The organism is Klebsiella sp. KE9456 (assembly GCF_043832615.1).
In the GTDB taxonomy this organism is placed as follows: domain Bacteria; phylum Pseudomonadota; class Gammaproteobacteria; order Enterobacterales; family Enterobacteriaceae; genus Klebsiella; species Klebsiella indica.
This window is the reverse complement of the sequence record NZ_JBDYQK010000009.1, coordinates 101016-126397: the sequence shown is the minus strand read 5'-3', so window position 1 is coordinate 126397 and position 25382 is coordinate 101016. Positions and strand designations below refer to the sequence as shown.

The window sequence follows — 25382 nt, the reverse complement described above, 5'->3', positions numbered from 1 at the left end:
GCTGTGTAATGGAAATATTATTATGGTCATTAAGGCGCAAAGCCCTGCGGGTTTCGCTGAAGAGTACATCATTGAGAGTATCTGGAATAACCGCTTTCCTCCTGGTTCAATTCTTCCCGCTGAACGTGAGCTTTCTGAACTGATTGGTGTGACCCGTACAACCTTACGTGAAGTGTTGCAACGCCTGGCCCGCGATGGCTGGTTAACTATTCAGCACGGGAAACCCACGAAGGTGAATAATTTCTGGGAAACATCGGGCCTGAATATTCTCGAAACCCTGGCGCGTCTCGATCATGACAGCGTACCGCAGCTCATTGATAACCTGCTGTCGGTGAGGACGAATATTTCGACTATATTTATTCGCACCGCATTCCGCCAGCATCCGGACAAGGCGCTGGACGTGCTGGCGAGCGCGCATGAGGTGGAAGATCATGCGGATGCCTTTGCTGAGCTGGATTACAACATTTTCCGCGGTCTGGCTTTTGCGTCCGGTAACCCGATCTACGGCCTGATCCTCAATGGTATGAAAGGGTTGTATACACGCATTGGTCGCCACTATTTCTCCAGTCCGGAAGCGCGTAGTCTGGCGTTGGGCTTCTATCATCAACTGGCGAAAGTTTGTGAAGAGGGCCTTTACGAGCAGGTTTATGAGATTGTGCGCCGCTATGGGCGCGACAGCGGTGAGATTTGGCACCGTATGCAAAAAAGCCTGCCAGGCGATTTAGCTATCAATATGCGCTAAACCCGGTGAATGATAAAAAATGCCCGGCGTGACTGCCGGGCGTTTTGCTTTCAATCATTACAGCGCATTTTGCCGCGGAGGAACGCGATCCAGCAGTTCAACGCTGCCATCGGCGTTTTGCTGCTCCAGAAGAACATCAAATCCCCACAGGCGGTGAACATGCTTAAGAACTTCACGGCGGCCTTTATCTAACGGTACGCGGTTATGCGGCACGTAGCGCAGGGTTAAGGAGCGGTCACCGCGCAGGTCAACATTCCAGACCTGAATATTGGGCTCAAGATTGCTCAGATTGTACTGTGCTGAAAGTTTCGAGCGGATCTCACGGTATCCCTCTTCGTTATGAATAGCGGATATCTCCAGATAGTTGTTGTGATCGTCATCGAGCACGGTAAAGAAGCGGAAATCGCGCATGACTTTCGGCGACAGGAACTGGCTGATAAAGCTCTCATCCTTAAAATCCCGCATGGCGAAATGCAGCGTTTCAAGCCAGTCAGAACCGGCAATATCCGGGAACCAGTATCTGTCCTCTTCCGTCGGCGACTGGCAAATACGTTTAATATCCTGGAACATGGCGAAGCCCAGTGCGTACGGGTTAATGCCGCTATACCACTGGCTATTGTAGGGCGGCTGGAACACGACATTGGTATGGCTGTGGAGGAACTCAAGCATAAAGCGCTCCGTCACTTTTCCTTCATCGTAAAGATGATTGAGGATGGTGTAGTGCCAGAAAGTTGCCCAGCCTTCGTTCATGACCTGAGTCTGCTTCTGCGGATAAAAGTACTGACTGACCTTACGCACGATGCGCAGGATTTCACGCTGCCAGGGCTCCAGTAACGGCGCGTTTTTCTCCATAAAGTAGAGCAAATTTTCCTGCGGTTCCGAAGGATACCGGCGTTTGGCTTCTACGATTTTTTCCTCTTCGCGCTTCGGTAAAGTACGCCACAGCATATTCACCTGGCTTTGCAGATACTCTTCGCGACTTTTTTGCCGTGCTTTCTCCTCTTGTAAGGAAATTTTTTGTGGGCGTTTGTAACGGTCGACACCATAGTTCATTAAGGCATGGCAGGAGTCGAGCAGTTTCTCGACTTCATCAACGCCGTAGCGCTCTTCACATTCGGTGATGTATTTACGTGCGAAGATCAGATAATCAATGATTGAGCTGGCATCTGTCCAGCTGCGGAACAGATAGTTGTTTTTGAAGAAGGAGTTATGCCCGTAGCAGGCATGAGCCATCACCAGCGCCTGCATGGTAATGGTGTTCTCTTCCATTAAATAGGCGATGCAGGGGTTGGAATTAATCACAATCTCATAGGCCAGGCCCTGTTGACCGTGCTTATAAGCTTGTTCGGTTTCAATGAATTTTTTACCAAATGACCAGTGCGGGTAGTTGATAGGCATCCCGACGCTGGAGTACGCATCCATCATCTGCTCGGAAGTAATCACTTCAATTTGGTGCGGATAGGTATCAAGACGGTACAGTTTCGCCACCCGGTCGACTTCTGCCAGATAAGTCTCCAGCAGTTCAAAAGTCCAGTCGGGTCCATCGCTTAAACGGGTTGCGTCCTTGTTCATGGAATCAATCGTAGCCATTAGCGCGCCCTCATTGTTGGTGGTTCTCTCTGTACGGAAAACCTCTAAACAAGCATAGAACACGGTGCCGTAAACTGCGTTGATGAGCAATTTCTTTTCTTCGCGATTTCACAATCTTAAAGGCGTTATTTTGCGCTTTAATCAGAATTTTATTCTGAAGAAAAAGGGAGCGTAGCAGGAGATTGTAAATCAGTGGGGCCACTACTGGCGGTGAATCCTGTGAAGCGGGTCATCATAAATAAAGCGTATGTTGAATAATATTTTCATCTGGGTTATCAATTTGTAATTAGATGATTGTTCTTTAACGATTACGGAGCCGATATGCGCGTCGTTATACTGGGAAGTGGGGTCGTTGGGGTCGCAAGCGCCTGGTATTTAAGCCAGGCAGGACATCAGGTGACGGTAATTGACCGTCAGCCGGGAGCCGCTGAGGAGACAAGCGCTGCAAATGCCGGACAGATATCTCCGGGCTATGCTGCGCCGTGGGCAGCGCCTGGCGTGCCGCTGAAAGCAATCAAATGGCTATTCCAGCGTCATGCGCCGCTGGCGATTGGTTTTGACGGGACGCAGTTCCAGTTGAGATGGATGTGGCAGATGCTGCGCAACTGCGATACCCGTCACTACATGGAGAATAAAGGACGCATGGTGCGTCTGGCCGAATACAGCCGCGATTGCCTGAAAGCGCTGCGTGAAAGTACCGGTATCCAGTATGAAGGCCGCCAGGGCGGGACTCTGCAGCTTTTTCGCACGGCTAAACAGTTTGAAAACGCCACCCGTGATATTGCCGTGCTGCAAGAGGCGGGTGTGCCTTATCAACTGATGGAAGCGCAGCATCTGCGGGAGGTTGAACCCGGGCTCGCCGAGGTCAGTCATAAGCTGACCGGCGGTTTACGTTTACCCAACGATGAAACCGGCGACTGCCAGCTGTTTACCACGCGTCTGGCGGCGATGGCGGAGCAGGCGGGGGTGACCTTCAGATTTAATACGGCAGCGGATGCGTTGTTATATGAAGGGGAGCAGATCTCCGGTGTGAAATGCGGGTCTGAAATCATCAAAGCTGATGCATACGTTATGGCATTAGGTTCATATTCAACGGCTATGCTGAAAGGGCGGGTGGATATTCCGGTTTATCCGCTGAAGGGCTATTCACTCACGATTCCGCTGGCGGAAGAAGACGGCGCGCCAGTATCGACTATTCTGGATGAAACTTACAAAATCGCCATAACCCGCTTCGATAAGCGTATTCGCGTCGGGGGCATGGCGGAGATTGTCGGTTTTAATAAAACACTGCTGCCGTCGCGGCGTGAGACTCTGGAGATGGTGGTACGCGATCTGTTCCCCCGTGGCGGTCATATTGAGCAAGCGACCTTCTGGACCGGATTGCGGCCGATGACGCCGGATGGTACGCCGGTGGTAGGCCGTACGGCGTATAAAAATCTGTGGCTCAACACCGGGCATGGCACGTTAGGGTGGACCATGGCTTGTGGCTCAGGGCAACTGCTTAGCGATTTGATCTCCGGACGAACCCCGGCGATTCCGTATGACGATCTTGCGGTCACTCGCTATCAGCGTGGGTTTTCCCCGGCTCGTGCCCGACATTTGCACGGTGTTCATAATTAACAAGGAGTTTTTATGTCCCGTCCTGTAAAGGCCAGTATTGATCTCTCAGCTTTGCGGCAAAATCTGCAAATTGTTCGCCGCGCCGCGCCCGGCTCGCGCCTGTGGGCGGTGGTCAAAGCAAATGCTTATGGCCACGGTCTGGCGAGAGTCTGGGGCGCGCTGAGCGCCGCTGAGGGGTTTGCGATGCTGAATCTGGAAGAGGCGATCCTGCTGCGCGAGCTGGGCTGGAAAGGGCCGATACTGATGCTGGAAGGCTTCTTCCATGCCGATGAACTGGTGTTGTTTGATAAATATCGTCTGACAACCAGCGTACACAGCAACTGGCAAATCAAGGCGCTTCAGCAGGCGAAACTGCATGCGCCGCTTGATATCTACGTTAAGGTGAACAGCGGGATGAATCGGCTGGGCTTTATGCCGGAACGTCTGCCGATTGTCTGGCAGCAACTGCGGGCACTCGATAACGTCAGTGACATGACGTTAATGTCGCACTTTGCTGAAGCGGAAAAAGCGGAAGGCATTGTGGAACCGATGCGCCGTATCGAACAGGCGGCGGAAGGTCTCGATTGCCCGCGCTCGCTGGCAAATTCCGCCGCCACGTTATGGCACCCGGAAACCCATTATAATTGGGTAAGACCGGGTATCGTGTTGTATGGCGCTTCACCTTCCGGCCTGTGGCAGGATGTGGCCAATACCGGGTTGAAACCCGTGATGACCCTAAGCAGCGAGATTATTGCCGTGCAGAATCTGAAGGCCGGAGACGCGGTAGGCTATGGCGGGATCTGGAAAGCGACGCAAGAACAGAGAATCGGAATCGTCGCCTGTGGCTATGCGGATGGCTATCCTCGCCTGGCGCCGACCGGCACGCCGGTACTGGTTGACGGTGTGCGTACCACCACGGTAGGGCGCATCTCAATGGATATGCTGGTGGTTGATTTAACCCCTTGCCCACAGGCGGGGATTGGCGCGCCGGTTGAGCTGTGGGGCAAAGAGATTAAAATTGACGACGTTGCCGCCGCCTGCGGCACCGTCGGCTATGAATTAATGTGCGCTCTGGCGCCGCGCGTTCCGGTTGTGACAGCGTAACGGAAGGTGAGACGGATCACTCCGTCTCACCTTCCGCCATACGGACACCGACTCTGAGTACGTGATCTTCTTCTTTTTCTGCCACCGTCCACACCATTCCGGCAAACTCCACCTGGTCACCGACAACCGGGGCGGCGCCTAACAACTGCTGAATGACATCCCCGAGTGAATGCTGATGCTCGCGGAACTCTTCGCCGCCGTCGATACCGTAAATTTGTGCCACATCGGCGAATTTTGCATCCGCATCAAGGATGAAATCACCGAAGAAGCGCTGATCAAGCGACACGGGCGGCGACTGACTGAACAATTTCCCCAGCGCCGGCAAATCGCGTTCGCGGCCAATAACGCAGAGAATATCCCCTTCCAGCAGCCGCGTGCTGCCCGTCGGGTGCAGCAGAACATTATCGCGAAACAGCGCGGCAATACGCGTTTCAGGTGGCATATGCAGGTCGCGTAGCGCCGCGCCGACGCACCATTTCTCGGCGCTAAGCTGGTAAACAAACTGCTCCCACGGGTTCTTCGGATGAATATCCAGCCCCACCCGGGAAATGGGATACCCCACCAGCGGCACGACGACTTTGGCTTTTTTTGCCGCCCACGATAGCGACGTGCCCTGCAAAAGCAGCGAGACCAGGACAACGAAGAAGGCCACATTAAAGAATAACCGCGCGTTTTCCAGACCGGCCATCATCGGAAAGACGGCGAGAATAATTGGCACCGCGCCACGCAGACCGACCCAACTGATAAACATCCGTTCGCGGAGATTAAAGCCGCGAAAGGGTAACAGACCGGCAAATACCGATAGCGGGCGGGCGATGAATATCATCCACATCGACAGAATGAGCGCCGGGATAGCGATGGGCCATAAATCGGATGGCGTCACCAGCAGACCGAGTACCAGGAACATGGCAATCTGCGCCAGCCATGCCAGACCGTCAAAGTTCTGCAGGATGCCGTGGCGGTTGCGAATCGGCCTGTTACCAAGCAGGAAGCCGCACAGATAAACCGCAAGGATGCCGCTGCCATTCAGCGATGTGGTTGCGGCAAAAATCATGATCCCGCCGCTCAGCGCCAGCAAGGGATAAAGACCAGTTGGCAGTACGATGCGGTTGATCATCTGCAGCAGCAGATAACCGCCTGCCAGACCAATGGCGATACCTAATCCAAACTGCTGCACGAGATGGACCACGAACAGCCAGCTCAGGCCAGTCTGATGCTGTTCGATCATCTCAATAAGCGTAATGGTCAGGAACACCGCCATCGGATCGTTGCTGCCGGATTCAATTTCCAGCGTGGAGCCGACGCGTTCGTTCAGGCCCTTACCGCCGAGCAATGAAAACACCGCAGCCGCATCGGTGGAGCCAACGATTGCGCCGATCAGCATGCCTTCAATAAGATTGAGATGAAATAACCAGGCCGCCATCGCACCGGTGAGAATGGAAGTAATCAGAACGCCCACCGTGGCGAGTGAAAGCGCAGGCCACAGAGCAACGCGAAAGGAGCTGGCCTGGGTTCTCATCCCGCCATCCAGCAGAATGATCGCCAGCGCCAGGTTGCTCACCATATAAGCGAATGGATAGTTGTCAAAAGGAATACCGCCGATACCATCAACGCCCGCCAGCATCCCGATGGCCAAAAAGATAACCAGAATGGGGATGCCGAGGCGTGAGGAAAAAGAACTTAATAAGATGCTACTGGTTACTAAAACAGAACCCAGGATAAACAAATTGATGACCGCAGCGGCGTCCAATGTTGACGTACTCCTTACCGGCATGAATATGAATTAAAAACTACACCATTTTAACAATCTCACGCTAATCAGGATATGCGTTAGAGGAATTTTTATTCCGTCAGAACCGGGTGGCCGCTGATGCGCAATGTTGTGATGGATGTGTTGTTGACCAGTTGTCCTCTGGCGCCCAGCGGCAACGTGACGGTGCGCTGCTCATGACCAAATTCCAGCCCCGAAATAACGGGAATGTTAAGCTGTGCGCGAAGGTAATCGTATACCACCGGCAGGTCATATCCGGCATCATAGTCGTTAGCATTCCCCTGACTGAAGCTGCCTAAAATAATCGCCCGCTGGCGCGCCAGAATACCGCTATTAAGCAACTGCAATAGCATTCTTTCGACCCGGAAGGGATGTTCGTTAATATCTTCGACCACCAGAATTCCGTCGCTAATCTGCGGCATCCACGGCGTACCAATAAGCGATGTCAGCATGGCCAGGTTGCCGCCCCACAGGGTGCCTTCGGCGCGGCAGTCTGGCCCATCACCGTGCCATTCCAGGGTAAACGCCGGGCTACGCAACGCCTGCCAGAAATGGTGCCGGGTAAATTCGTTTAGCGTCTCCGCGCCAAAATTGCCAGCCAGCATCGGTCCGCTAAAAGTGATGACGTCTCCTTTTGCCAGTAGGCCCATCTGAATGGCGGTAAAATCGCTGTGGCCGCAAATGAGCAGCGGATCCCGCTGCTGGCGGGCGATCAGCGCCTGCCAGTCAATGTGCGGCAGCAGGCGAGTCGCGCCATAGCCGCCGCGAACCGCCAGCACAATACGGTTTTTACCGTCCAGCGTTGCAAGATGGTTGATATCGGCGAGTCGTTGATGTTCCGTTCCGGCGAAACGCCGTTCCCGGCGGGGGATTACCTCCAGATGCATGACCTGATGTCCAGCCTCCTGCAGACGTTGTACGCCGCGGTTAGCCGCCTGCTGGTTGCTGCAATAACCGGAGGGGGCGATGAGGTAAAACTGGGACATGACAATTCCTTGCTAAGAATGAAAGGGTTATCATGCCGCCTGGCGCGTTTATTGTCATCACCGCGCGGCAAACTTCAGCCAATAAGGATCGATGTGTGAAATTGAGATGGTGTATGTTTTTACTGGTCTTGCTGGCCGGTTGTAGCTCAAAACAAGATTATCGTAATCCGCCGTGGAACCCGGAAATCCCGGTTAAGCGAGCCATGCAGTGGATGCCCGTCAGTGAAAAAGCCGGTGCGGCGTGGGGAGTGGATCCGCAGTTGATCACCGCGATTATCGCCATTGAGTCCGGCGGTAACCCGACGGTTATCAGTCAATCTGGCGCGGTTGGCCTGATGCAACTGAAACCATCGACATCAGGTCGTGATGTGTACCGGCGGATGGGCTGGAGCGGCGTTCCTTCAGTGAGCGAGCTGAAAAATCCTGAGCGCAATATCTCCATGGGGGCCGCGTATCTGAGCATTCTTGAAACCGGTCCGCTGGCGGGGATTAAAGATCCGCAGGTGATGCGCTATGCGCTGGTGGTCGCCTATGCCAATGGCGCGGGGGCGCTGCTGCGGACATTCTCGTCGAGTCGGCAGGATGCGATTGACGAAATTAATGAGATGGATGCGGATGACTTCTTTGAGCACGTTGTGAAAAAACATCCGGCACCACAGGCCCCGCGTTATATCTGGAAATTACAGAAAGCGTTGGATGCCATGTAATCCCGCATTCTCCCCGCAGGCTGTATTGCGGGGAGGAATTTTTCCTTCCTTATCGTCAGACTGAGGCCTTTTTCCCTTTCAGTCCGTTTGCCGGAAAAGAGGCACTGCCGCCGAATGCGCCATGTCAGGTAGTTTTCTCGCGCTATTTCCGCTACTGTAAGCGCCATTTTTCTACGAGCATGAGCCTGGTTATGAACAGCGGACCCCTGAATGAAAGCGAAATTGAATGGCTGGACGAGATCCTGTCGAAATATGCTGAAGAAGGCACCATCCTTGATGTTGCCGAACTTGATGGATTGCTGACGGCGATTCTCTCCGGGCCGACGGAGATCGAACCCGCGCAGTGCCTGCTGGCTATCTGGGGAGGGGCGGATAACGTACCGCGCTGGGCTAACGACCGGGAACGGAACCGATTTGTGGATCTGACGCTGCGGCAGATGAGCGATATTGCGGAGCGTCTAAGCGATTACCCCGATCAGTTTGAGCCGATGTTTGGCAGCCGTGAAGAGCAAGGGCAGGAACTGACTATCGTCGAAGAGTGGTGCTTCGGCTATATGCGCGGTGTGGGCCTGAGCGACTGGTCCGCCTTACCGGCACCGTTGCAGGCCGAACTGGATGCTATCGCTTTGCATGGCTCCGAGGCGCACTTTGAGGCGCTTGATAACTTATCTGCTGACGAGTTTGTCGCCAGCGTAGAGCGAATTCGTCCGGCGGCTCTGGCGCTCTATAACTACTGGACCGAGCATGCTCAGCCCATAGCGGGTCAACAGCCGGTCAGAAATGAGGCGAAGATCGGGCGCAACGATCCTTGTTCCTGCGGCAGCAACAAGAAATACAAACAGTGCTGCTTAGCGAAATAAAATCAGGGGCCGCACAGGCCCCTGAAGATTACCCCACCGCAGGCAGCAACCCCGTGGCAATAGCGAACTGAATGCCCACGATACCGATCCCGCACAGCAGAACCAGCCACAGAGCCGGGGTCCCTCCGGCCACTCGCCACGCGGCATCAGGATGCTGTCTACGGCTCTTGATGGCCAGCAATGCAGGGAGCATGAGCGCCAGTACCGCCAGCGCGACACCGGCATAACCTAAAGCCATTACGAACCCGCGCGGGTAGAACAGGGCGAAGGCCAGAGGCGGCAGAAAGGTGATTGCACCGCTCTGTATACGTCCGCTGACGCTGTTGTTACGTTGAAACAGATCGGCCAGGTAGTCGAATAACCCAAGCGCTACGCCGAGGAATGAGGTAGCCAGCGCCAGATCGGCAAACAGATGGACGGCCACTTCAACGTGCGATGAAACCACCACTTCGCGGATTGTTTCTAACAGTCCGTTAAGCCCGGCATTTTTTGCCAGCAGGTGGGTAAAGGTGGTCGAATCAATACTGCCAAGGGTCGCCAGTTGCCAGAAAATATAGGCGACCAGCGGAATAAAGCTACCGATAATAAATACCCGACGCAGCTTTCGAACATCCCCGTTAAGGTAGCTGACGATACTGGGTATGCTGCCGTGAAAGCCAAAAGAAGTGAACATCACCGGTATTGCCGATAGCGCCAGCCCTTGTTGTAAGGGCAGAGTCAACAGGTTCATCTGATGAATGTGCGGCAGGAGAAGCGCCAGCATAACCGCAAGGAAGATAATTTTGGCGCTGAATAAAAAACGGTTAAAAAGGTCGACCAGCGATGTTCCGATACACACCACCGTCCCGCCGATGCCGGTAAACAGCGCAACGCCGACAGCAGGCGACAGGGTCCAGTTCAGCCACTGATTGAGACTCGCGGCCAGTAGTTCGCCAGCCCCGCTTATATAGGCGGCGGTCAGGGCGTACAATAAGAACAGCATGCAAAAACCGGTTACCCATTGCCCATAACACCCCAGATAGCGGGCCGCAAGAGAGCCCAGCCCCATGTCAGCCGGTACATGCTGGTAAACCTCCAGCAACAATAACGCGGTGTAGCACATCAACGCCCAAAGCGTGATGAGCAAACCTAACGTAACGGCGAAACCGACGCCTGCCGATGCTAATGGCATCGCTAACATTCCGGCGCCGATAGTGGTCCCGGCGACGATTAAAATACTACCAAGAGTGCGATTCTTCACGCTTTCATCTATCCATAACGGAATACACAATTGATTATGCCGCGCAGGGTATGTGAAATCCGCGTGTTCGTCAAACCAGTGGTACAGGGGGTGTAATGATTGGTTTACGGATGTCGCGATTTTGCGTTAAAGCTGCGCTGGCGCAAGAATCGCTTATCCCGACGAGTTTATGCTTTGTGTTTTACGGGAGACATTATGCAATCAATTCATGGCCACGAAGTTTTACAAATGATGCTCGCGTCAGGTGAGCCTTATACTGCCGCCAGCCTGGAGGCGGCGATTACCGCGCGTTTCGGCACGGAGGCGCGATTCCATACCTGTTCGGCTGAGGGGCTGAGTGCGGCGGAACTGGTGGCGTTTTTGCAGAAAAAGGGTAAGTTTATTGCCAGAGAAAATGGGTTTAATACCCATGAAAGTAAAATTTGCCATCATTAATACGGCGACGTTTGTTACACGTCGCCATTATTTTGCTTAATTCTGCGTATCGAGCGTTGCCAGTTCTTTATCAATAAAGTACAGACCTTCGCCGCTTTTTCCTGCGAGGGTCAGTTTATCAATAACAGATTTAAACAGTTTCTCTTCTTCATGTTGCTCTGCAACGTACCATTGCAGGAAATTAAAGGTCGGATAATCCTGACCGGTCATCGCCGCATGCGCCAGTTCGTTAATTTTCTGCGTAATTAACTGTTCGTGTTTATAGGTGGCGCGGAAGAGTTCGTCCAGTGAAGCATATTCCGCCGCCGGTGATTCGATAGCTGCGATGCAGGGCAGGCTACCGGTATCCGTCAGATAATCGAACAGGCGCTGCATATGGGTCATCTCTTCCTGCGCGTGGCGACGCAGAAATGCCGCGGCGCCTTCAAAACTGTGGTAGCTGCACCATGCACTCATTTGCTGATAAAGCAGAGAGGAGTAAAGTTCAAGGTTCATCTGTGCATTGAGCTTGTCGATCATTTCTGTTTTTAGCATCAGGTTTTCTCCGCAAATAAAATAAAAGCATATTTTGTCGTCACTATAATTTGTTATTAATTTATTTGCAAAAAGTAAATTAATAAAATGATTTATTAATAATGCAAATGGGAATAACACGCATTGGCACTTTAATGAATAATGAGAATGGTTTTAATTTAATATTTCACGTTATTCATTATCACCGCAGATCTCGTGCTAAAAACGGGCACCCGCAGACAACACGTCGGAAATGGTTTGAGCAGCAACGGGGAGAGTCAGGCTGTGCAGGGGGGAGAATGAAAAGTGTGAGGGGATATGCAATTTATAAAACAACTTTTCATAAAATTTGAAAGTATGTTTATGTGGTGCTATCGTTAAGGGCAACGCTAACGAACTATCGCGGGCGAACCCGCACAGCATTCAGGAGAGTAAAGCATGAAAATCGCACTGATGATGGAAAATAGCCAGGCGAACAAAAACGCCATTATCCTCAATGAGTTAAACGCCGTTGCTGAGGAAAAAGGCTTCCCGGTTTACAACGTCGGTATGAGCGATGAAAACGACCACCACCTGACTTATATTCATTTGGGTATTATGGCCAGCATTTTGCTGAACTCGAAAGCGGTAGATTTTGTAGTTACCGGCTGTGGTACCGGCCAGGGGGCCATGATGTCGTTGAATATTCATCCGGGAGTGGTTTGCGGCTACTGTATCGATCCGGCTGACGCTTTCCTTTTTGCGCAGATCAACAACGGGAATGCGCTTTCTCTGCCGTTTGCAAAAGGTTTTGGCTGGGGAGCCGAATTGAACGTTCGCTTTATCTTTGAGAAAGCGTTTACTGGCCGTAAAGGTGAAGGTTATCCGCCTGAACGTAAAGAACCGCAGGTTCGCAATGCCGGAATACTGAACACCGTTAAAGCCGCTGTTGTGAAAGATAACTATCTGGATACACTGCGTGCGATCGATCCCGAACTGGTGAAAACCGCTGTTTCCGGTCCGCGCTTCCAGCAGTGCTTCTTTGAAAACTGCCAGGATAAAGAGATCGAAGCGTTTGTTCGTCAGATTGTCGGCTGATCTTCAGTCAACTTAACATGGGCCAGCGTGGCTGGCCCGTTCATTTTTTTTTGTTCGACACACTGCTGCCCGCCTCTCTTGTCAAATGCAAACTATCGATCATTCCCAACAGGCAAATCAGCGCAATAAAGATAAATGACAGGCGAAAGCTGATCCCCGGCTGATTTGCAAGACTGAACCATTCACTGAATTTTTCCCCAATACGAATACCGATTGCTCCGAGGGTAATTCCGAGCCCGGCAGCCAGCTGTGAAGCCGTGCTGAACAGGGTATTGGCATAGCTCATCTGGGCTGACGGCACATCGGCAAAAGCGAGCGTGCTGACACCGGTAAACTGGATTGAGCGAAAGACGCCCCCGAGATAGAGAATCATAAAGATCAGCCAAACCGGCGTTTGTGGGGTTAAAAAGGCGCACGCAAGTAACGAGAGTACGTTTAATGCACCATTGATTAGCAGCAGGCGCCGAAAACCGAGCCTGCGAATCAGTGGTGTCGTCGCCGGTTTGATGGTTAAGTTGCCGACGAATACTGCCAGCACCAGCAGCCCGGAGTGGAACGGGTCCATGCCAAATCCGACCTGAAACAGCAGGGGTAACAGAAAGGGGACCGCGCTAATTGAGGCCCTGAACAGGGAGCCGCCGTACATGGTGACCCGGAAGGTGGGAATTTGCAGCGCATCAAGGCGCACCATTGGGCACTCTGCCCGGCGAAAATGCCGCAAGGAGAAGAGCATACAGCCAAACCCTGGTAGCAACAGCGCCAGCAGTTGCCAGCTCAATGGCTGGCGATCGCCGAGAACCTCCATCGCGGCGACCAGGCACACCATAGCGACGGCAGTAGCAACGAAGCCTGGAAGATCGAAGGGGCGCCTTTCCTCATCGCGAATATTTGGGATGATGCGTAACGACAGGGCGATAGCGATGAGTCCGATCGGCACATTAATAAAGAAGATCCAGTGCCAACTGGTGTAATTCGTGATGAATCCGCCCAGTGCCGGGCCAATAATGGGGGCGACCAGCGCGGGCCAGGTCAGGGTGGCAATGGCTTTAATCAGCTGATGCTTGGGCGTGCTACGCAGAACGGCCAGTCGGCCAACAGGGACCATCAGCGCACCGCCTGTTCCCTGAAGAATTCGCATTGCCACGAAGGTATCGACATTGGTTGACAACCCGCAAAAAACGGACGACAGGGTGAAGATTGCCAGCGCAAGGGTAAAGACTTTGCGCGCGCCAAAGCGGTCCGCTATCCAGCCGCTGGCGGGTATCAGGACGGCGAGAGTGATAAGATACGCGCTGATGCCGATGTTCAGGTCGACCGCAGCAACACCAAAATCTTTCGCCATGTCAGGCAGGGCGGTAGCGATAACCGTACCGTCCAGGTATTCCATAAAAAATGCGCCAGCCACCAATAATGCCGGGGCGGAAAAGGAACGGTCGTCGCTGGAGGAAATATCTGCGCTCATTGTTGTGTCACTGCAAGAGAAAGGGGTGAACCACGACAGGGCATGGTTGCTATAACTATCCGATTTTGTTTGTTTTTTTTAATTCTTAAATTTATTTTGATGGTAAAGTGTGATTTAGCGCACATTTCTATTGATTTAATGTGATGCAGATCATATTATAACCACATAGAGATTAACATCGGCATAACAAAAAGTGGAGTCACTCATGAAACTGCGCAAAATCCTGAAAAACATTTTCAGAAACTACTGCAATACCTTCAAAGACGTACCTCCTGGCGGTATGTTCTGATAAAAAACCTGCTGCGGCAGGTTTTTTTATCTCTCAAGATTTAGGTTACTATTATGCTCCTGAAAAAAGGAGTAAAAAATGTCTCAACCGCTCACCGAACATGACGAACTGGTTTCCGACGTGGTCGCCTGCCAGTTAGTTATCAAACAAATTCTTGATGTCATTGATATTATTGCCCCTGTTGAGGTGCGTGAAAAAATGACCACCCAGTTAAAAGCTATCGATTTTGCCAGTCATCCCGCCTCTGCCGATCCGGTGACGCTGCGGGCAGTGCAAAAAGCCATTGCCCTGATTGAACTGAAGTTTACCCCGCAGGAAGACGCGCACTAAACGTCTGTCGTCCCGCTATCGTCAGGATAGCGGGAGCAATATCATTGGGTTAGTGGGAAACCGCGGCGCGGGTCGGCGTCTCCCCGGTATTTCTGAACAGTTTGTTGTTACCCCAGCACTCTTCATAGCGATGGCCAACTAAATCTTCAACAACAAGGCGAACATCCGGTGCGATATCAGCAATTTTTCCCCCCGCTTTAATGCGCGCAACCTCCTGCAGAACCAACATATGTGCTTTACGATCGAGCTTCATCTGCTTACTAAAGACAATTGCCGCCAGAGCCAGCAGAATCACTCCCACACAGAACACCACCGCAATAGCGGTTACTGCGCTTTCCGGTTGCGTATGCGCTTTTGACTGGAAGCCATAAAAGCTGAGTATAGCGCCCATGGTGAAGACGATAATTGAGCGTAAAATTTTGCCAGAAAAGGTCATTGCCCCTGCATAAATACCTTCACGACGGCGGCCGGTATAGATCTCATCAACATCGGCTAAAAAAGTGTATACGGTCCACGGAATGTAATACACGCCACCGGTACCCAGGCCGAACAGTACGGTGATACCAAACATCAGGATGGTGGCCAGGTGAGCAGGCAAATGGAAGAACCATAACGACGTATAAAGCATCACGGAAAAGATAACCACGCCCAATGCCAGAATGTAGGGTTTACTGAACCCTTTTTTCACGCACAGGCCGATAAACAGCGCGGTAGAGATCAATTGCAGAATAGAGTTCAGGCTGTTAAGACCGGCGACCATCGCCGGATCGTGTTGCAGAACGAAAATAACAAAGTAGGTAAAGATAGAGGCAAACAGCCATTCGGCGCCAAACCCACACAGATACATACCGAGGTGTTTACGGAATACGCGCAGATAAAATGTCGAGCGCATATCTTTCGCCAGCATAAGAAGAGTATTGAGTAATCCTTTTCTCTCTTCGCGGCGGTTTTCCTCTTCGCGCGGTCGCTCCCAACTGCAATACCATAAGCAGGAGATCGCGATAATGAGAATGACGCCGTAGGTCAGGCCGGTCAGGAAGAACGGCGTAGCGGATTCTTTGCCGTAAAGCAGGATGTACTGACCGGGAATAAATGCCGCCAGAAAGTTAGCCAGTTTACCGAAAATCGCTTTGTAACCTGTGAGTTTCGACCGCAACGAGAAATCGTCGGTCATCTCGGTCGCCAGCGTTTCGTATGGGACCATAATTGACGTGTATATAATTTCAAAGGCCACGTAGGTGCACAGGTAGTACCAAAAGCCGAGTCCGTCTATCCATAACAGTGGATAAAACATCATCAGCGGGATACCGATTAATAAAAAGAAACGACGACGGCCAAAGCGTTTACCGAGGCGCGTTTTGCCAAAGTTATCGGTGAGATACCCCATTAGCGGGTTACTGATTGCGTCGATAATGCTGGCGACGGAGAAAATAAAAGAGGCTTCGATCAGCGTCAGCCCACAAAATGTTGTATAAAAATAGAGTAGCCACGCGCCGCTGATCGCCAGTGCGCCGCTTCCCAGTAAATTTCCGCCGCCGTAGGCTAACTGATGGCGTAACAAAATCGGTCTTCCCTGCAGCCCTTCAGAGGCTGAAGCCGTGTATCTTGCCATTAAAATAAACTCCAAGTTTTTAATTTTTGAAACGCTGTTTTTATATTATTAGATTATGGTTTTAAATGTGATCGAGATCACCAATAGTTTTCATAACCTGTCTGTTGCGCATTAATGTGATCTGTTTAAAAATTTTTAATTCATTTTTTGAATTTAAAAGCGGGTTATTAGCGAAAAATGTTTTTAAAACGATGGCGATGAGTAACGATAGTGATGGTGATAATGCGTCTGTTTTACGCTAAAGCGTCGACACAGAATATGCAGGTGCGGCACTGGCTGCGCGCGGTATTCAGAGAACTAAATTGATTCGCCTTCCGTCTGAATTTGTGCGTACCGTGCAGTCTGTTTGCTGGGGAAGGTGCCTCGCATACTCAGTCATACGAGGCATACTCAATGTACCCACAAGGATAAGCCTGCTGGTGATATAGATGATACTGCTATTATGAGCGTCAATTGTATGATAATTGGCGCTTTTTTTATGGCTTTTTTCGCTGTTTTTATGTACGCAATTACTGTAATTCCGCGATGTGATTGCGCTCTCGTATGGAGAAATAATTTCCGGTTAATACTGTTTTAACAATGGCAGTCATGATCGAGATTTTTCTAATGCCTTGTTTTTCGTCTGATTTAAAAATTAATTCCGATTTTTCCCTACATAAGAGCGAATAAAAGCTGGAGTTTACCATGCACATATTTACTAAAGCCCTGGCGGCGATTGGTCTCGCCGCAGTTATGTCACAATCAGCTATGGCTGAGACGCTTAAGCTGGGTTTTCTGGTGAAACAACCCGAAGAGCCATGGTTTCAAACCGAGTGGAAATTTGCCGATAAGGCCGGTAAAGATTTAGGTTTCGATGTGATTAAGATTGCCGTACCCGACGGCGAGAAAACCCTGAACGCCATTGATAGTCTGGCGGCCAGCGGAGCGAAAGGTTTCGTGATCTGTACGCCGGACCCGAAACTTGGGCCTGCGATTGTCGCTAAGGCACGCGGCTATGATATGAAAGTCATTACCGTCGATGACCAGTTTGTCAATGCTAAGGGTAAACCGATGGACAGCGTGCCACTGGTAATGATGGCCGCCAGCGAAATTGGCGCACGTCAGGGACAGGAGCTGTATAAAGAGATGCAGAAACGGGGTTGGGATGTGAAGGATACGGCGGTGATGGCGATCACGGCTGATGAACTCGATACCGCCCGCCGTCGTACCACCGGCTCAATGGATGCGCTGAAAGCCGCCGGTTTCCCGGAAAAGCAGATCTATCGTGTGCCAACCAAATCTAACGATATCCCCGGCGCTTTTGATGCCGGTAACTCCATGCTGGTTCAACATCCTGAAGTAAAACACTGGCTGATTGTCGGCATGAATGACAATACCGTGCTGGGCGGCGTGCGCGCCACCGAAGGCCAGGGTTTTAAAGCATCTGACGTCATTGGTATCGGCATTAACGGGGTGGATGCGGTGAATGAGTTGTCTAAGGCGCAGGCAACCGGTTTCTATGGCTCTCTGTTGCCGAGCCCGGATATCCACGGCTATAAAACCAGCGAGATGCTTTACAACTGGGTGACGAAAGGCGTTGAACCGCCGAAATTCACAGCCGTGACCGACGTGGTGTTGATTACCCGCGACAACTATAAAGAAGAGCTGGCGAAAAAGGGGCTATAAGGCCTGATTGATCGGGCCTCTCGTCATCAACGGGAGGCCCAGTCCAGAAAAGCGGAGTCGTTATGCAACAGTCAACCCCTTATCTCTCATTTCACGGCATTACCATGACCTTCCCGGGCGTTAAAGCGCTGTCCGATATTAGCTTTGACTGCTATGCCGGACAGATTCACGCTTTGATGGGAGAAAACGGCGCCGGGAAATCCACGCTGCTGAAAATTCTCAGCGGTAACTACATACCGACTGCTGGCAGTCTGCAAATCAGAGGCCAGCAGATGGTATTTAATAATACCACCGAGGCATTGAACGCCGGCGTGGCGATTATCTATCAGGAACTGCATCTGATCCCGGAAATGACCGTGGCGGAAAATATCTACCTCGGACAGCTTCCGCACAAAGGCGGGATCGTCAACCGTTCGCTGCTCAACTATGAGGCGCGTTTGCAACTTGAGCATCTGGGACTCGATATCGACCCGGAAACGCCGCTGAAATATCTCTCCATTGGCCAGTGGCAAATGGTGGAGATTGCCAAGGCGCTGGCGCGTAACGCCAAAATCATCGCCTTTGACGAACCGACGAGTTCGCTTTCAGCCCGGGAAATCGAAAACCTGTTCCGGGTGATTCGCGAACTGCGTCAGGAAGGGCGGGTTATTATTTACGTCTCCCACCGTATAGCTGAGATTTTCGCGCTAAGCGATGCCATTACGGTATTCAAAGATGGCCGCTACGTGCGCACCTTCGACAATATGCAGGAAGTTAACCACGACGCTCTGGTTCAGGCGATGGTCGGGCGTGATTTGGGGGATATTTACGGTTGGCGGCCGCGTGAATATGGTCAAGAGCGTTTGCGTCTGGAGCAGGTGAAAGCGCCGGGAGTACGACAGCCAGTCAGTCTGTCGGTCCGCAGCGGCGAAATCGTCGGCCTGTTTGGTCTGGTGGGGGCCGGGCGCAGTGAGCTGATGAAAGGCATATTTGGTGGCAGCAGAATTACCGGCGGTCAGGTGTATATCGACGGCCAGGCCATTGATATTCGCAAACCTGCGCAGGCGATTCAGGCCGGTATGATGCTGTGCCCGGAAGACCGCAAAGCGGAAGGGATTATTCCGGTCCACTCGGTACGCGAGAATATCAATATCAGCGCCAGGCGTAAGCATATTCTCGCGGGCTGCATCATCAATACGGCCTGGGAAGCGGAAAACGCCGATCAGCATATCAAGTCGCTCAATATTAAAACGCCAGGTCCGGAACAACTGATTATGAACCTCTCCGGCGGCAACCAGCAGAAGGCGATTCTCGGACGTTGGTTATCGGAGGAGATGAAAGTCATCCTGCTTGATGAGCCGACCCGGGGTATTGATGTGGGCGCTAAGCATGAGATTTACAACGTCATCTATTCATTAGCAGACTCTGGCGTCGCGGTGGTATTTGCGTCCAGCGACTTACCTGAAGTCCTTGGCGTGGCAGACCGTATCGTCGTGATGCGCGAAGGTGAAATCGCCGGAGAGCTGCTGCATGAACATGCCAACGAACAGCAGGCATTAAGCCTTGCAATGCCAAAAGTGAGCCAGGCCGTCGCCTGAGTAAGGAGTTTATGATGTCATCAATTACCACTTCAGGTTCCGGCCGCACGGCTTTCAGTTTTTCCCGCGTCTGGGATCAGTTCGGCATGCTGGTCGTTTTTGCGGTGCTGTTTATCGCCTGCGTGATTTTTGTGCCTAATTTTGCCTCATTTATTAATATGAAAGGCCTGGGACTGGCCATTTCTATGTCCGGGATGGTGGCCTGTGGAATGCTGTTTTGCCTGTCATCCGGTGATTTTGACCTGTCGATAGCCTCGGTTATCGCCTGTGCCGGGGTGACCACGGCGGTGGTGATTAACCTCACCGAAAGCATGTGGATTGGTATTGCCGCCGGCCTGCTGCTGGGCGCGTTGTGCGGTCTGATAAATGGTTTTGTTATTGCCCGTTTAAAGATTAACGCGCTGATCACCACTCTGGCCACGATGCAGATCGTTCGCGGTCTGGCCTATATTATTTCTGACGGTAAAGCCGTTGGGATTGAAGACGAGCGCTTCTTTGCCCTTGGTTATGCCAACTGGTTTGGTTTGCCTGCGCCTATCTGGCTGACCGTTGCCTGCCTGATTATTTTTGGCCTGCTGCTGAATAAAACCACCTTCGGCCGCAATACGCTGGCGATTGGCGGTAACGAAGAAGCGGCGCGCCTGGCGGGAGTCCCGGTTGTTCGCACCAAGATTATTATTTTTGTCCTCTCTGGGCTGGTTTCGGCTGCTGCGGGCATCATTCTGGCATCGCGCATGACCAGCGGTCAGCCGATGACGTCGATTGGCTATGAGATGATTGTGATTTCGGCCTGCGTGCTGGGGGGCGTATCGCTGAAAGGCGGGATCGGTAAAATCTCCTATGTGGTTGCCGGGATTCTGATCCTGGGCACGGTAGAGAATGCGATGAATTTGCTGAATATTTCGCCATTCTCGCAGTATGTGGTACGCGGGTTGATTTTGCTGGCGGCAGTCATCTTCGACCGCTACAAACAGAAAGCGAAGCGTATCGCTTGATTATTCCCAATCTTTTAGTGTAATCCTGAATCATCGCTGGCGCCCGCTGCGCCGGCGATGATAAGCAAAAATGGCGAGGCTCGTCACACTGTCTATACTTACATGGCTAACTTTCGTTACTACTCAGCATGTCGCTGACCATGATAAGGAGGAAACAGGGTGGATGACCAGATTTCTGTACCGCCTGCGTTAACCGGAAACTACGCGTATTTCTTTGACCTCGACGGTACCCTTGCCGGTATCAAACCCCATCCCGATCAGGTCGTTATTCCTGCTGACGTTCTTCAGACGCTGCAACGGCTTACGCAGCAGCACAACGGCGCGGTGGCATTGATTTCAGGGCGCTCAATGGTTGAGCTGGATGCACTTACCCGTCCTTACCGGCTGCCGCTTGCCGGTGTCCACGGGGCTGAGCGCCGTGATATCAATGGTAAAACGCATATTGTCGCCTTACCTGATGCGCTTCTCGACAGGCTCTCTGCGCAGCTGACCGCGGCAGTGGCGGCGCTGCCCGGCTGCGAACTGGAATGCAAAGGAATGGCTTTTGCGGTGCATTACCGGCAGGCGCCACAGCAGCAGCAGGCGGTGCTGGCGTTGGCGCAAGAGGTGGTGCAACGCTATCCGATTCTGGCGTTACAGCCAGGTAAATGCGTGATAGAGATCAAACCGCATGGCGTGGATAAAGGGGAGGCGATCGCCGCGTTTATGCAGGAAACGCCCTTCAAAGGGCGCAAGCCGGTTTTTGTCGGTGATGACTTAACCGATGAAGCAGGCTTTGCCGTCGTCAATCGATTGGGTGGTGTATCGGTCAAAGTCGGCAGCGGCGAAACGCAGGCGCGTTGGCGCTTGCCGGATGTGACCGCAGTACATCTTTGGATAAGTGATATCGCGAATCATGGGCAACAACCAGATGCGCTAACCGACAGGAGAAATGATCATGGGTCGCTTAGTCGTAGTATCTAATCGTATTGCCCCTCCAGATGATAAAAAGGCCAGCGCCGGAGGTCTGGCGGTAGGGATTATGGGGGCGTTAAAAGCAGCCGGAGGATTATGGTTTGGCTGGAGCGGGGAAATTGGCGATGACCAGCAGCCGTTGAAAAAAGTGACGCGGGGGAATATTACCTGGGCGTCATTCAACCTCAGCGAGCAAGACCATGATGAATACTACAATCGCTTTTCTAACGCCGTGTTGTGGCCCGCATTCCATTACCGCCTCGATCTGGTGGATTTTCAGCGTGATGCCTGGGAAGGATACCAACGCGTGAATGCCAGCCTGGCAGACAAGCTGCTGCCGCTGATTGAACCTGATGACATCGTATGGGTCCACGATTACCACCTGCTGCCGCTGGCTGCTGAGTTGCGTCAACGCGGCGTGAACAATCGCATCGGCTTCTTTTTGCATATCCCGTTCCCGACGCCGGAAATTTTCAATGCCTTACCCCCAAATGCGGAACTGCTTGAACAGCTCTGTGATTACGATCTGTTGGGGTTTCAGACCGAGAACGACCGGCTGGCGTTTCTCGACTGCGTATCAACGCAGACCCGGGTGACCACGCGCAGCGGGAAAAATCACGTTGCCTGGGGTAAACCCTTCCGCAGCGAAGTTTACCCGATAGGTATCGATCCCGACGAAATCGCGCGTAACGCAAAAGGGCCGTTACCGCCAAAACTGGCGCAGTTGAAAAGCGAACTTAAGAGCGTACAGAATATTTTTTCCGTTGAACGACTGGATTACTCAAAAGGTTTGCCTGAACGTTTTCTCGCCTATGAAGCGCTGCTGGAAAACTATCCGCAGCATCACGGTAAGATCCGCTATACCCAGATTGCGCCGACCTCGCGTGGCGATGTTCAGGCGTATCAGGATATTCGTCACCAGCTGGAAAACGCGGCCGGCCGCATCAATGGTCGATACGGCCAACTGGGCTGGACGCCGCTTTACTACCTGAACCAACATTTTGAACGCAAGCTGCTGATGAAAATCTTCCGCTACTCGGATGTCGGCCTGGTCACACCGCTGCGCGATGGGATGAATCTGGTGGCAAAAGAGTATGTTGCCGCGCAGGATCCGCAAAATCCGGGCGTGCTGGTTCTGTCGCAGTTTGCCGGCGCGGCGAATGAGCTACCAACGGCATTGATCGTCAACCCTTACGATCGTGATGAGGTGGCGGCGGCGCTGGATCGGGCGCTAACCATGCCGCTGGCTGAGCGTATTGCTCGCCATTCGGCAATGCTGGCGGTCATCAAGGATAATGATATTCAGCGCTGGCAGGAGAGGTTTATTACCGATCTAAAGGCGGTTGAGCCGGGGAGTGAGAAAAGCCATTTAGAACGTAAGGTCGCGACTTTCCCTAAACTTGCCTGAGACGAAAACGTTAGCGCCGCGCTGGCGCTAACGTTTTTCGAGACAAACCAGCAGCACATCAACGCCACTACAGCCGACAATACTCTTCGCCGAGCAGGTCGCACGAGAAAACAGACTCTGGTTGTGGTTACCGCAAATAACCAGATCAACGTGATACTGCTGGCAGAAATCTTTCACATGATGGCCAAGTTCGCCGCTGGCGATGGTCATATTCGCAATTGGATAATCAGCGTGGCGGGCGAGCTCCGCCAGAAATCCGCGCGTTTCCTCCTGCATCAATTCGCGTAAGTTTTCCATCATTGGCGCCGCGAATTGATTATACAGTTCCGGGTCCGTCGCCAGCGTAATCAGGCTGACTTTTGCATTGACGGGACGAGCGATGGAAACCGCTTTCTGAAGAAGCATCCGGCTTTCCGGGGTTGGGGCAACGGCGACCAGCAGATGTGAGTAGGGCATTGAACCTCCCTGAGATACGCAAATAACCCTTTTTATTGTCTTTACTCCGATTACTCTGTTTTCGCAAGGGGTATTCGCGACTGAAAATAGGGGGGAAACGTATGGCGGGATAACGATTTTGTTTTTAACGGCGTTCCTGGTGCGCATCCGGAATCAGGGACGGATGCAAGAGGAGACTAACCGGCAAACACGAGACGATAAAAATGCCGATGATCGGGTTAAATCATCGGCATTTAGCGCTATTTTGTCGAGAATTACATCCGTTCTACGGTTTCAATACCCAGCGTATCGAGCCCCAGTTTGAGGGTTTTCGCGGTCAGCAGAGCCAGCTTCAGGCGGCTGTTGCGCGTCTCTTCGCTTTCAGCGCTCAGGATCGGGCAGTGCTCGTAGAAGCCGGAGAACAGGCCCGCCAGATCGTACAGATAAGAACACATGACGTGCGGCGTTCCTTCACGCGCGACAACTGACAGGGTTTCTTCAAATTGCAGCAGGCGCGCAGCCAACTGGGCTTCACGATCTTCGGTAATGAGGACCGGCGCAGCCGCCAGCGCGCTTTCATCGATTTCCGCTTTGCGGAATACGGAAAGCACCCGGGTATAGGCATATTGCATATAAGGCGCGGTGTTGCCCTCAAATGCCAGCATATTATCCCAGTCGAAGATGTAGTCGGTGGTGCGGTTTTTGGACAAGTCAGCGTATTTTACTGCGCCAATCCCGACGGCGTTAGCCAGTTTTTCCAGCTCGTCGGCAGGCATATCCGGGTTTTTCTCGGCAACCAGGCGACGGGCGCGTTCCAGCGCTTCGTCCAGCAGATCGGCAAGCTTCACGGTACCGCCCGCGCGGGTTTTAAACGGTTTGCCGTCTTTGCCGAGCATCATACCGAACATATGGTGTTCCAGCGGGACGGAATCTGGTACGTAACCCGCTTTACGGACGATGGTCCATGCCTGCATCAGGTGCTGATGCTGGCGAGAGTCGATATAGTACAGCACCCGATCGGCATGCAGTTTTTCGTAACGGTATTTCGCACAAGCGATATCGGTGGTGGTGTAGAGGTAGCCGCCATCTTTTTTCTGGATGATGACGCCCATCGGTTCGCCTTCCTTGTTTTTATACTCATCAAGGAAAACAACGGTTGCGCCTTCGCTTTCAACGGCCAGACCTTTGGCTTTCAGATCGGCAACGATCTCCGGCAGCATCGGGTTATACAGGCTTTCACCCATCACATCGTCACGGGTGAGAGTGACGTTCAGACGGTTATAGGTGAGCTGGTTTTGCGACATGGTAATGTCCACCAGCTTGCGCCACATGTCGCGGAAATAGTCGTCACCGCTCTGCAGCTTAACTACATAGCTGCGTGCGCGCTCGGCGAAAGCTTCATCTTCATCGTAGTGTTTTTTCGCTTCGCGATAGAAACCTTCGAGATCCGCCAGCGCCATGTCACCGGCATTTTCCTGCTGTTGTTTTTCCAGGTAGGCGATGAGCATGCCGAACTGGGTACCCCAGTCGCCCACGTGGTTAGCACGGATGACGTTATGGCCAAGAAACTCCAGCGTTCGCACGGCGGCATCGCCGATGATGGTGGAACGCAGATGCCCGACGTGCATCTCTTTTGCGACGTTTGGCGCGGAGTAGTCAATGACCACCGTCTGCGGCTGCGGCTGAGAAACGCCCAGGCGCTCAGATTTCAGCGCGCTGCTGACGTTTTCCGCCAGGAATGCCGGGTCGAGGAAAATATTGATAAAGCCCGGACCGGCGATTTCAACTTTGCTGGCAATCCCGTTCAGGTCGAGATGAGACAGAACCTGCTCTGCAAGTTGTCGCGGCGCCATGCCCAGTTTTTTAGCAATGGCCATCACGCCGTTGGCCTGATAGTCACCGAACTGGACTTTTGCTGACTGGCGGACCTGAGGTTCGCAATCGGCAGGCGCACCTGCTGCGATCAGGGCCTGGCTGACTTTTTCTGAGAGAAGAGCCTGAATATTCACCGAAATACCTTACGTTTACACG

General features: G+C 52.4%; 23 protein-coding genes. 14 read left to right on the top strand and 9 right to left on the bottom strand.

The annotated features are described in order from the left end of the window. Window positions 1–22 precede the first annotated feature (22 nt). The gene (gene fadR / locus ABK821_RS11225; RefSeq protein ID WP_138360391.1) at window positions 23–742 is read left to right on the top strand and encodes a fatty acid metabolism transcriptional regulator FadR; all 720 of its coding nucleotides are present in this window, start codon (window positions 23–25) and stop codon (window positions 740–742) included. A 57-nt stretch (window positions 743–799) separates the two neighbouring features. Here fadR and ABK821_RS11220 read toward each other — a convergent pair whose 3' ends face one another. Next, a complete protein-coding gene (locus ABK821_RS11220; RefSeq protein WP_138360252.1) occupies window positions 800–2332 on the bottom strand; it encodes a SpoVR family protein in 1533 nt (510 codons plus the stop codon). A gap of 321 nt (window positions 2333–2653) precedes the next feature. On the opposite strand from ABK821_RS11220, the gene ABK821_RS11215 reads away from it, so the two are divergent. Both ABK821_RS11215 and dadX read left to right on the top strand, forming a co-directional pair. Further along, window positions 2654–3952, top strand: coding sequence for a D-amino acid dehydrogenase (locus tag ABK821_RS11215; protein ID WP_138360253.1), 1299 nt, complete (start codon window positions 2654–2656; stop codon window positions 3950–3952). Between the two features lie 12 nt (window positions 3953–3964). Beyond that, window positions 3965–5035: a catabolic alanine racemase DadX gene (gene dadX / locus ABK821_RS11210; RefSeq protein WP_138360254.1), complete on the top strand. Its 1071-nt coding sequence runs from the start codon at window positions 3965–3967 to the stop codon at window positions 5033–5035. A 16-nt stretch (window positions 5036–5051) separates the two neighbouring features. Here the strand turns inward: dadX and ABK821_RS11205 are convergent, their stop codons facing one another. After that, complete coding sequence (locus tag ABK821_RS11205; protein WP_138360255.1) at window positions 5052–6785, bottom strand: potassium/proton antiporter; 1734 nt, start codon at window positions 6783–6785, stop codon at window positions 5052–5054. A gap of 92 nt (window positions 6786–6877) precedes the next feature. Then, window positions 6878–7792, bottom strand: a complete 915-nt coding sequence (gene ldcA / locus ABK821_RS11200; RefSeq protein WP_138360256.1) for a muramoyltetrapeptide carboxypeptidase — start codon at window positions 7790–7792, stop codon at window positions 6878–6880. A 95-nt stretch (window positions 7793–7887) separates the two neighbouring features. Between ldcA and emtA the strand changes: the two genes are divergently transcribed. Continuing rightward, complete coding sequence (emtA, locus tag ABK821_RS11195; RefSeq protein WP_138360257.1) at window positions 7888–8499, top strand: membrane-bound lytic murein transglycosylase EmtA; 612 nt, start codon at window positions 7888–7890, stop codon at window positions 8497–8499. A gap of 191 nt (window positions 8500–8690) precedes the next feature. Next, window positions 8691–9359, top strand: a complete 669-nt coding sequence (locus ABK821_RS11190; protein ID WP_138360258.1) for a YecA family protein — start codon at window positions 8691–8693, stop codon at window positions 9357–9359. Window positions 9360–9387: 28 nt separating this feature from the next. On the opposite strand, the gene tyrP is transcribed toward ABK821_RS11190, so the two are convergent. Continuing rightward, complete coding sequence (gene tyrP / locus ABK821_RS11185) at window positions 9388–10599, bottom strand: tyrosine transporter TyrP (RefSeq protein ID WP_343178684.1); 1212 nt, start codon at window positions 10597–10599, stop codon at window positions 9388–9390. Window positions 10600–10794: 195 nt separating this feature from the next. Between tyrP and ABK821_RS11180 the strand changes: the two genes are divergently transcribed. Beyond that, complete coding sequence (locus tag ABK821_RS11180) at window positions 10795–11034, top strand: YecH family metal-binding protein (protein ID WP_138360260.1); 240 nt, start codon at window positions 10795–10797, stop codon at window positions 11032–11034. 36 nt (window positions 11035–11070) lie between these two features. On the opposite strand, the gene ftnA is transcribed toward ABK821_RS11180, so the two are convergent. Next, complete coding sequence (gene ftnA, locus ABK821_RS11175; RefSeq protein ID WP_138360392.1) at window positions 11071–11568, bottom strand: non-heme ferritin; 498 nt, start codon at window positions 11566–11568, stop codon at window positions 11071–11073. Window positions 11569–11985: 417 nt separating this feature from the next. Between ftnA and ABK821_RS11170 the strand changes: the two genes are divergently transcribed. Next, window positions 11986–12624, top strand: a complete 639-nt coding sequence (locus ABK821_RS11170) for an RpiB/LacA/LacB family sugar-phosphate isomerase (protein WP_138360261.1) — start codon at window positions 11986–11988, stop codon at window positions 12622–12624. A gap of 40 nt (window positions 12625–12664) precedes the next feature. Here the strand turns inward: ABK821_RS11170 and ABK821_RS11165 are convergent, their stop codons facing one another. Then, window positions 12665–14086 (bottom strand): MFS transporter, encoded by a 1422-nt coding sequence (locus ABK821_RS11165; protein ID WP_138360262.1) that lies wholly within the window; start codon window positions 14084–14086, stop codon window positions 12665–12667. A gap of 205 nt (window positions 14087–14291) precedes the next feature. Between ABK821_RS11165 and azuC the strand changes: the two genes are divergently transcribed. Both azuC and ABK821_RS11155 read left to right on the top strand, forming a co-directional pair. Then, window positions 14292–14375, top strand: a complete 84-nt coding sequence (gene azuC / locus ABK821_RS11160) for a stress response protein AzuC (protein ID WP_138360393.1) — start codon at window positions 14292–14294, stop codon at window positions 14373–14375. 78 nt (window positions 14376–14453) lie between these two features. Then, window positions 14454–14705, top strand: a complete 252-nt coding sequence (locus tag ABK821_RS11155) for a DUF2766 family protein (RefSeq protein ID WP_138360263.1) — start codon at window positions 14454–14456, stop codon at window positions 14703–14705. A gap of 49 nt (window positions 14706–14754) precedes the next feature. Here the strand turns inward: ABK821_RS11155 and ABK821_RS11150 are convergent, their stop codons facing one another. After that, a complete protein-coding gene (locus ABK821_RS11150; protein ID WP_171034848.1) occupies window positions 14755–16266 on the bottom strand; it encodes an MFS transporter in 1512 nt (503 codons plus the stop codon). 735 nt (window positions 16267–17001) lie between these two features. Here ABK821_RS11150 and ABK821_RS11145 point away from each other — a divergent pair. The 5 genes from ABK821_RS11145 to otsA all read left to right on the top strand — a co-directional run bounded on the left by ABK821_RS11145 (window position 17002) and on the right by otsA (window position 22916). Continuing rightward, the gene (locus tag ABK821_RS11145; RefSeq protein ID WP_138360265.1) at window positions 17002–17982 is read left to right on the top strand and encodes an arabinose ABC transporter substrate-binding protein; all 981 of its coding nucleotides are present in this window, start codon (window positions 17002–17004) and stop codon (window positions 17980–17982) included. A gap of 62 nt (window positions 17983–18044) precedes the next feature. After that, window positions 18045–19559, top strand: a complete 1515-nt coding sequence (araG, locus tag ABK821_RS11140; protein ID WP_138360266.1) for an L-arabinose ABC transporter ATP-binding protein AraG — start codon at window positions 18045–18047, stop codon at window positions 19557–19559. A gap of 14 nt (window positions 19560–19573) precedes the next feature. Further along, window positions 19574–20554, top strand: coding sequence for an L-arabinose ABC transporter permease AraH (gene araH / locus ABK821_RS11135; RefSeq protein ID WP_138360394.1), 981 nt, complete (start codon window positions 19574–19576; stop codon window positions 20552–20554). A 159-nt stretch (window positions 20555–20713) separates the two neighbouring features. Further along, window positions 20714–21517 carry a trehalose-phosphatase gene (gene otsB / locus ABK821_RS11130; protein WP_142501462.1) on the top strand — a complete coding sequence of 268 codons (804 nt, stop codon included), beginning with the start codon at window positions 20714–20716 and terminating at the stop codon, window positions 21515–21517. Next, window positions 21492–22916 (top strand): alpha,alpha-trehalose-phosphate synthase, encoded by a 1425-nt coding sequence (otsA, locus tag ABK821_RS11125; protein ID WP_138360268.1) that lies wholly within the window; start codon window positions 21492–21494, stop codon window positions 22914–22916. Before otsB ends, otsA begins: the two co-directional genes overlap by 26 nt. Window positions 22917–22943: 27 nt before the next feature. Here the strand turns inward: otsA and uspC are convergent, their stop codons facing one another. Together uspC and argS are read right to left on the bottom strand one after the other, a co-directional pair. Beyond that, window positions 22944–23372 (bottom strand): universal stress protein UspC, encoded by a 429-nt coding sequence (gene uspC / locus ABK821_RS11120; protein ID WP_138360269.1) that lies wholly within the window; start codon window positions 23370–23372, stop codon window positions 22944–22946. Window positions 23373–23626: 254 nt separating this feature from the next. Beyond that, window positions 23627–25360, bottom strand: a complete 1734-nt coding sequence (gene argS, locus ABK821_RS11115; protein ID WP_138360270.1) for an arginine--tRNA ligase — start codon at window positions 25358–25360, stop codon at window positions 23627–23629. Window positions 25361–25382: the final 22 nt, after the last annotated feature.

Coding starts and splice junctions, on each gene's coding strand:
- fadR (WP_138360391.1), top strand. CDS start 23: ATGGTCATTAAGGCGCAAAGCCCTGCGGGTTTCGCTGAAGAGTACATC.
- ABK821_RS11220 (WP_138360252.1), bottom strand. CDS start 2,332: ATGGCTACGATTGATTCCATGAACAAGGACGCAACCCGTTTAAGCGAT.
- ABK821_RS11215 (WP_138360253.1), top strand. CDS start 2,654: ATGCGCGTCGTTATACTGGGAAGTGGGGTCGTTGGGGTCGCAAGCGCC.
- dadX (WP_138360254.1), top strand. CDS start 3,965: ATGTCCCGTCCTGTAAAGGCCAGTATTGATCTCTCAGCTTTGCGGCAA.
- ldcA (WP_138360256.1), bottom strand. CDS start 7,792: ATGTCCCAGTTTTACCTCATCGCCCCCTCCGGTTATTGCAGCAACCAG.
- ABK821_RS11190 (WP_138360258.1), top strand. CDS start 8,691: ATGAACAGCGGACCCCTGAATGAAAGCGAAATTGAATGGCTGGACGAG.
- ABK821_RS11180 (WP_138360260.1), top strand. CDS start 10,795: ATGCAATCAATTCATGGCCACGAAGTTTTACAAATGATGCTCGCGTCA.
- ftnA (WP_138360392.1), bottom strand. CDS start 11,568: ATGCTAAAAACAGAAATGATCGACAAGCTCAATGCACAGATGAACCTT.
- ABK821_RS11170 (WP_138360261.1), top strand. CDS start 11,986: ATGAAAATCGCACTGATGATGGAAAATAGCCAGGCGAACAAAAACGCC.
- ABK821_RS11165 (WP_138360262.1), bottom strand. CDS start 14,086: ATGAGCGCAGATATTTCCTCCAGCGACGACCGTTCCTTTTCCGCCCCG.
- azuC (WP_138360393.1), top strand. CDS start 14,292: ATGAAACTGCGCAAAATCCTGAAAAACATTTTCAGAAACTACTGCAAT.
- ABK821_RS11155 (WP_138360263.1), top strand. CDS start 14,454: ATGTCTCAACCGCTCACCGAACATGACGAACTGGTTTCCGACGTGGTC.
- ABK821_RS11145 (WP_138360265.1), top strand. CDS start 17,002: ATGCACATATTTACTAAAGCCCTGGCGGCGATTGGTCTCGCCGCAGTT.
- araG (WP_138360266.1), top strand. CDS start 18,045: ATGCAACAGTCAACCCCTTATCTCTCATTTCACGGCATTACCATGACC.
- araH (WP_138360394.1), top strand. CDS start 19,574: ATGTCATCAATTACCACTTCAGGTTCCGGCCGCACGGCTTTCAGTTTT.
- otsA (WP_138360268.1), top strand. CDS start 21,492: ATGGGTCGCTTAGTCGTAGTATCTAATCGTATTGCCCCTCCAGATGAT.
- uspC (WP_138360269.1), bottom strand. CDS start 23,372: ATGCCCTACTCACATCTGCTGGTCGCCGTTGCCCCAACCCCGGAAAGC.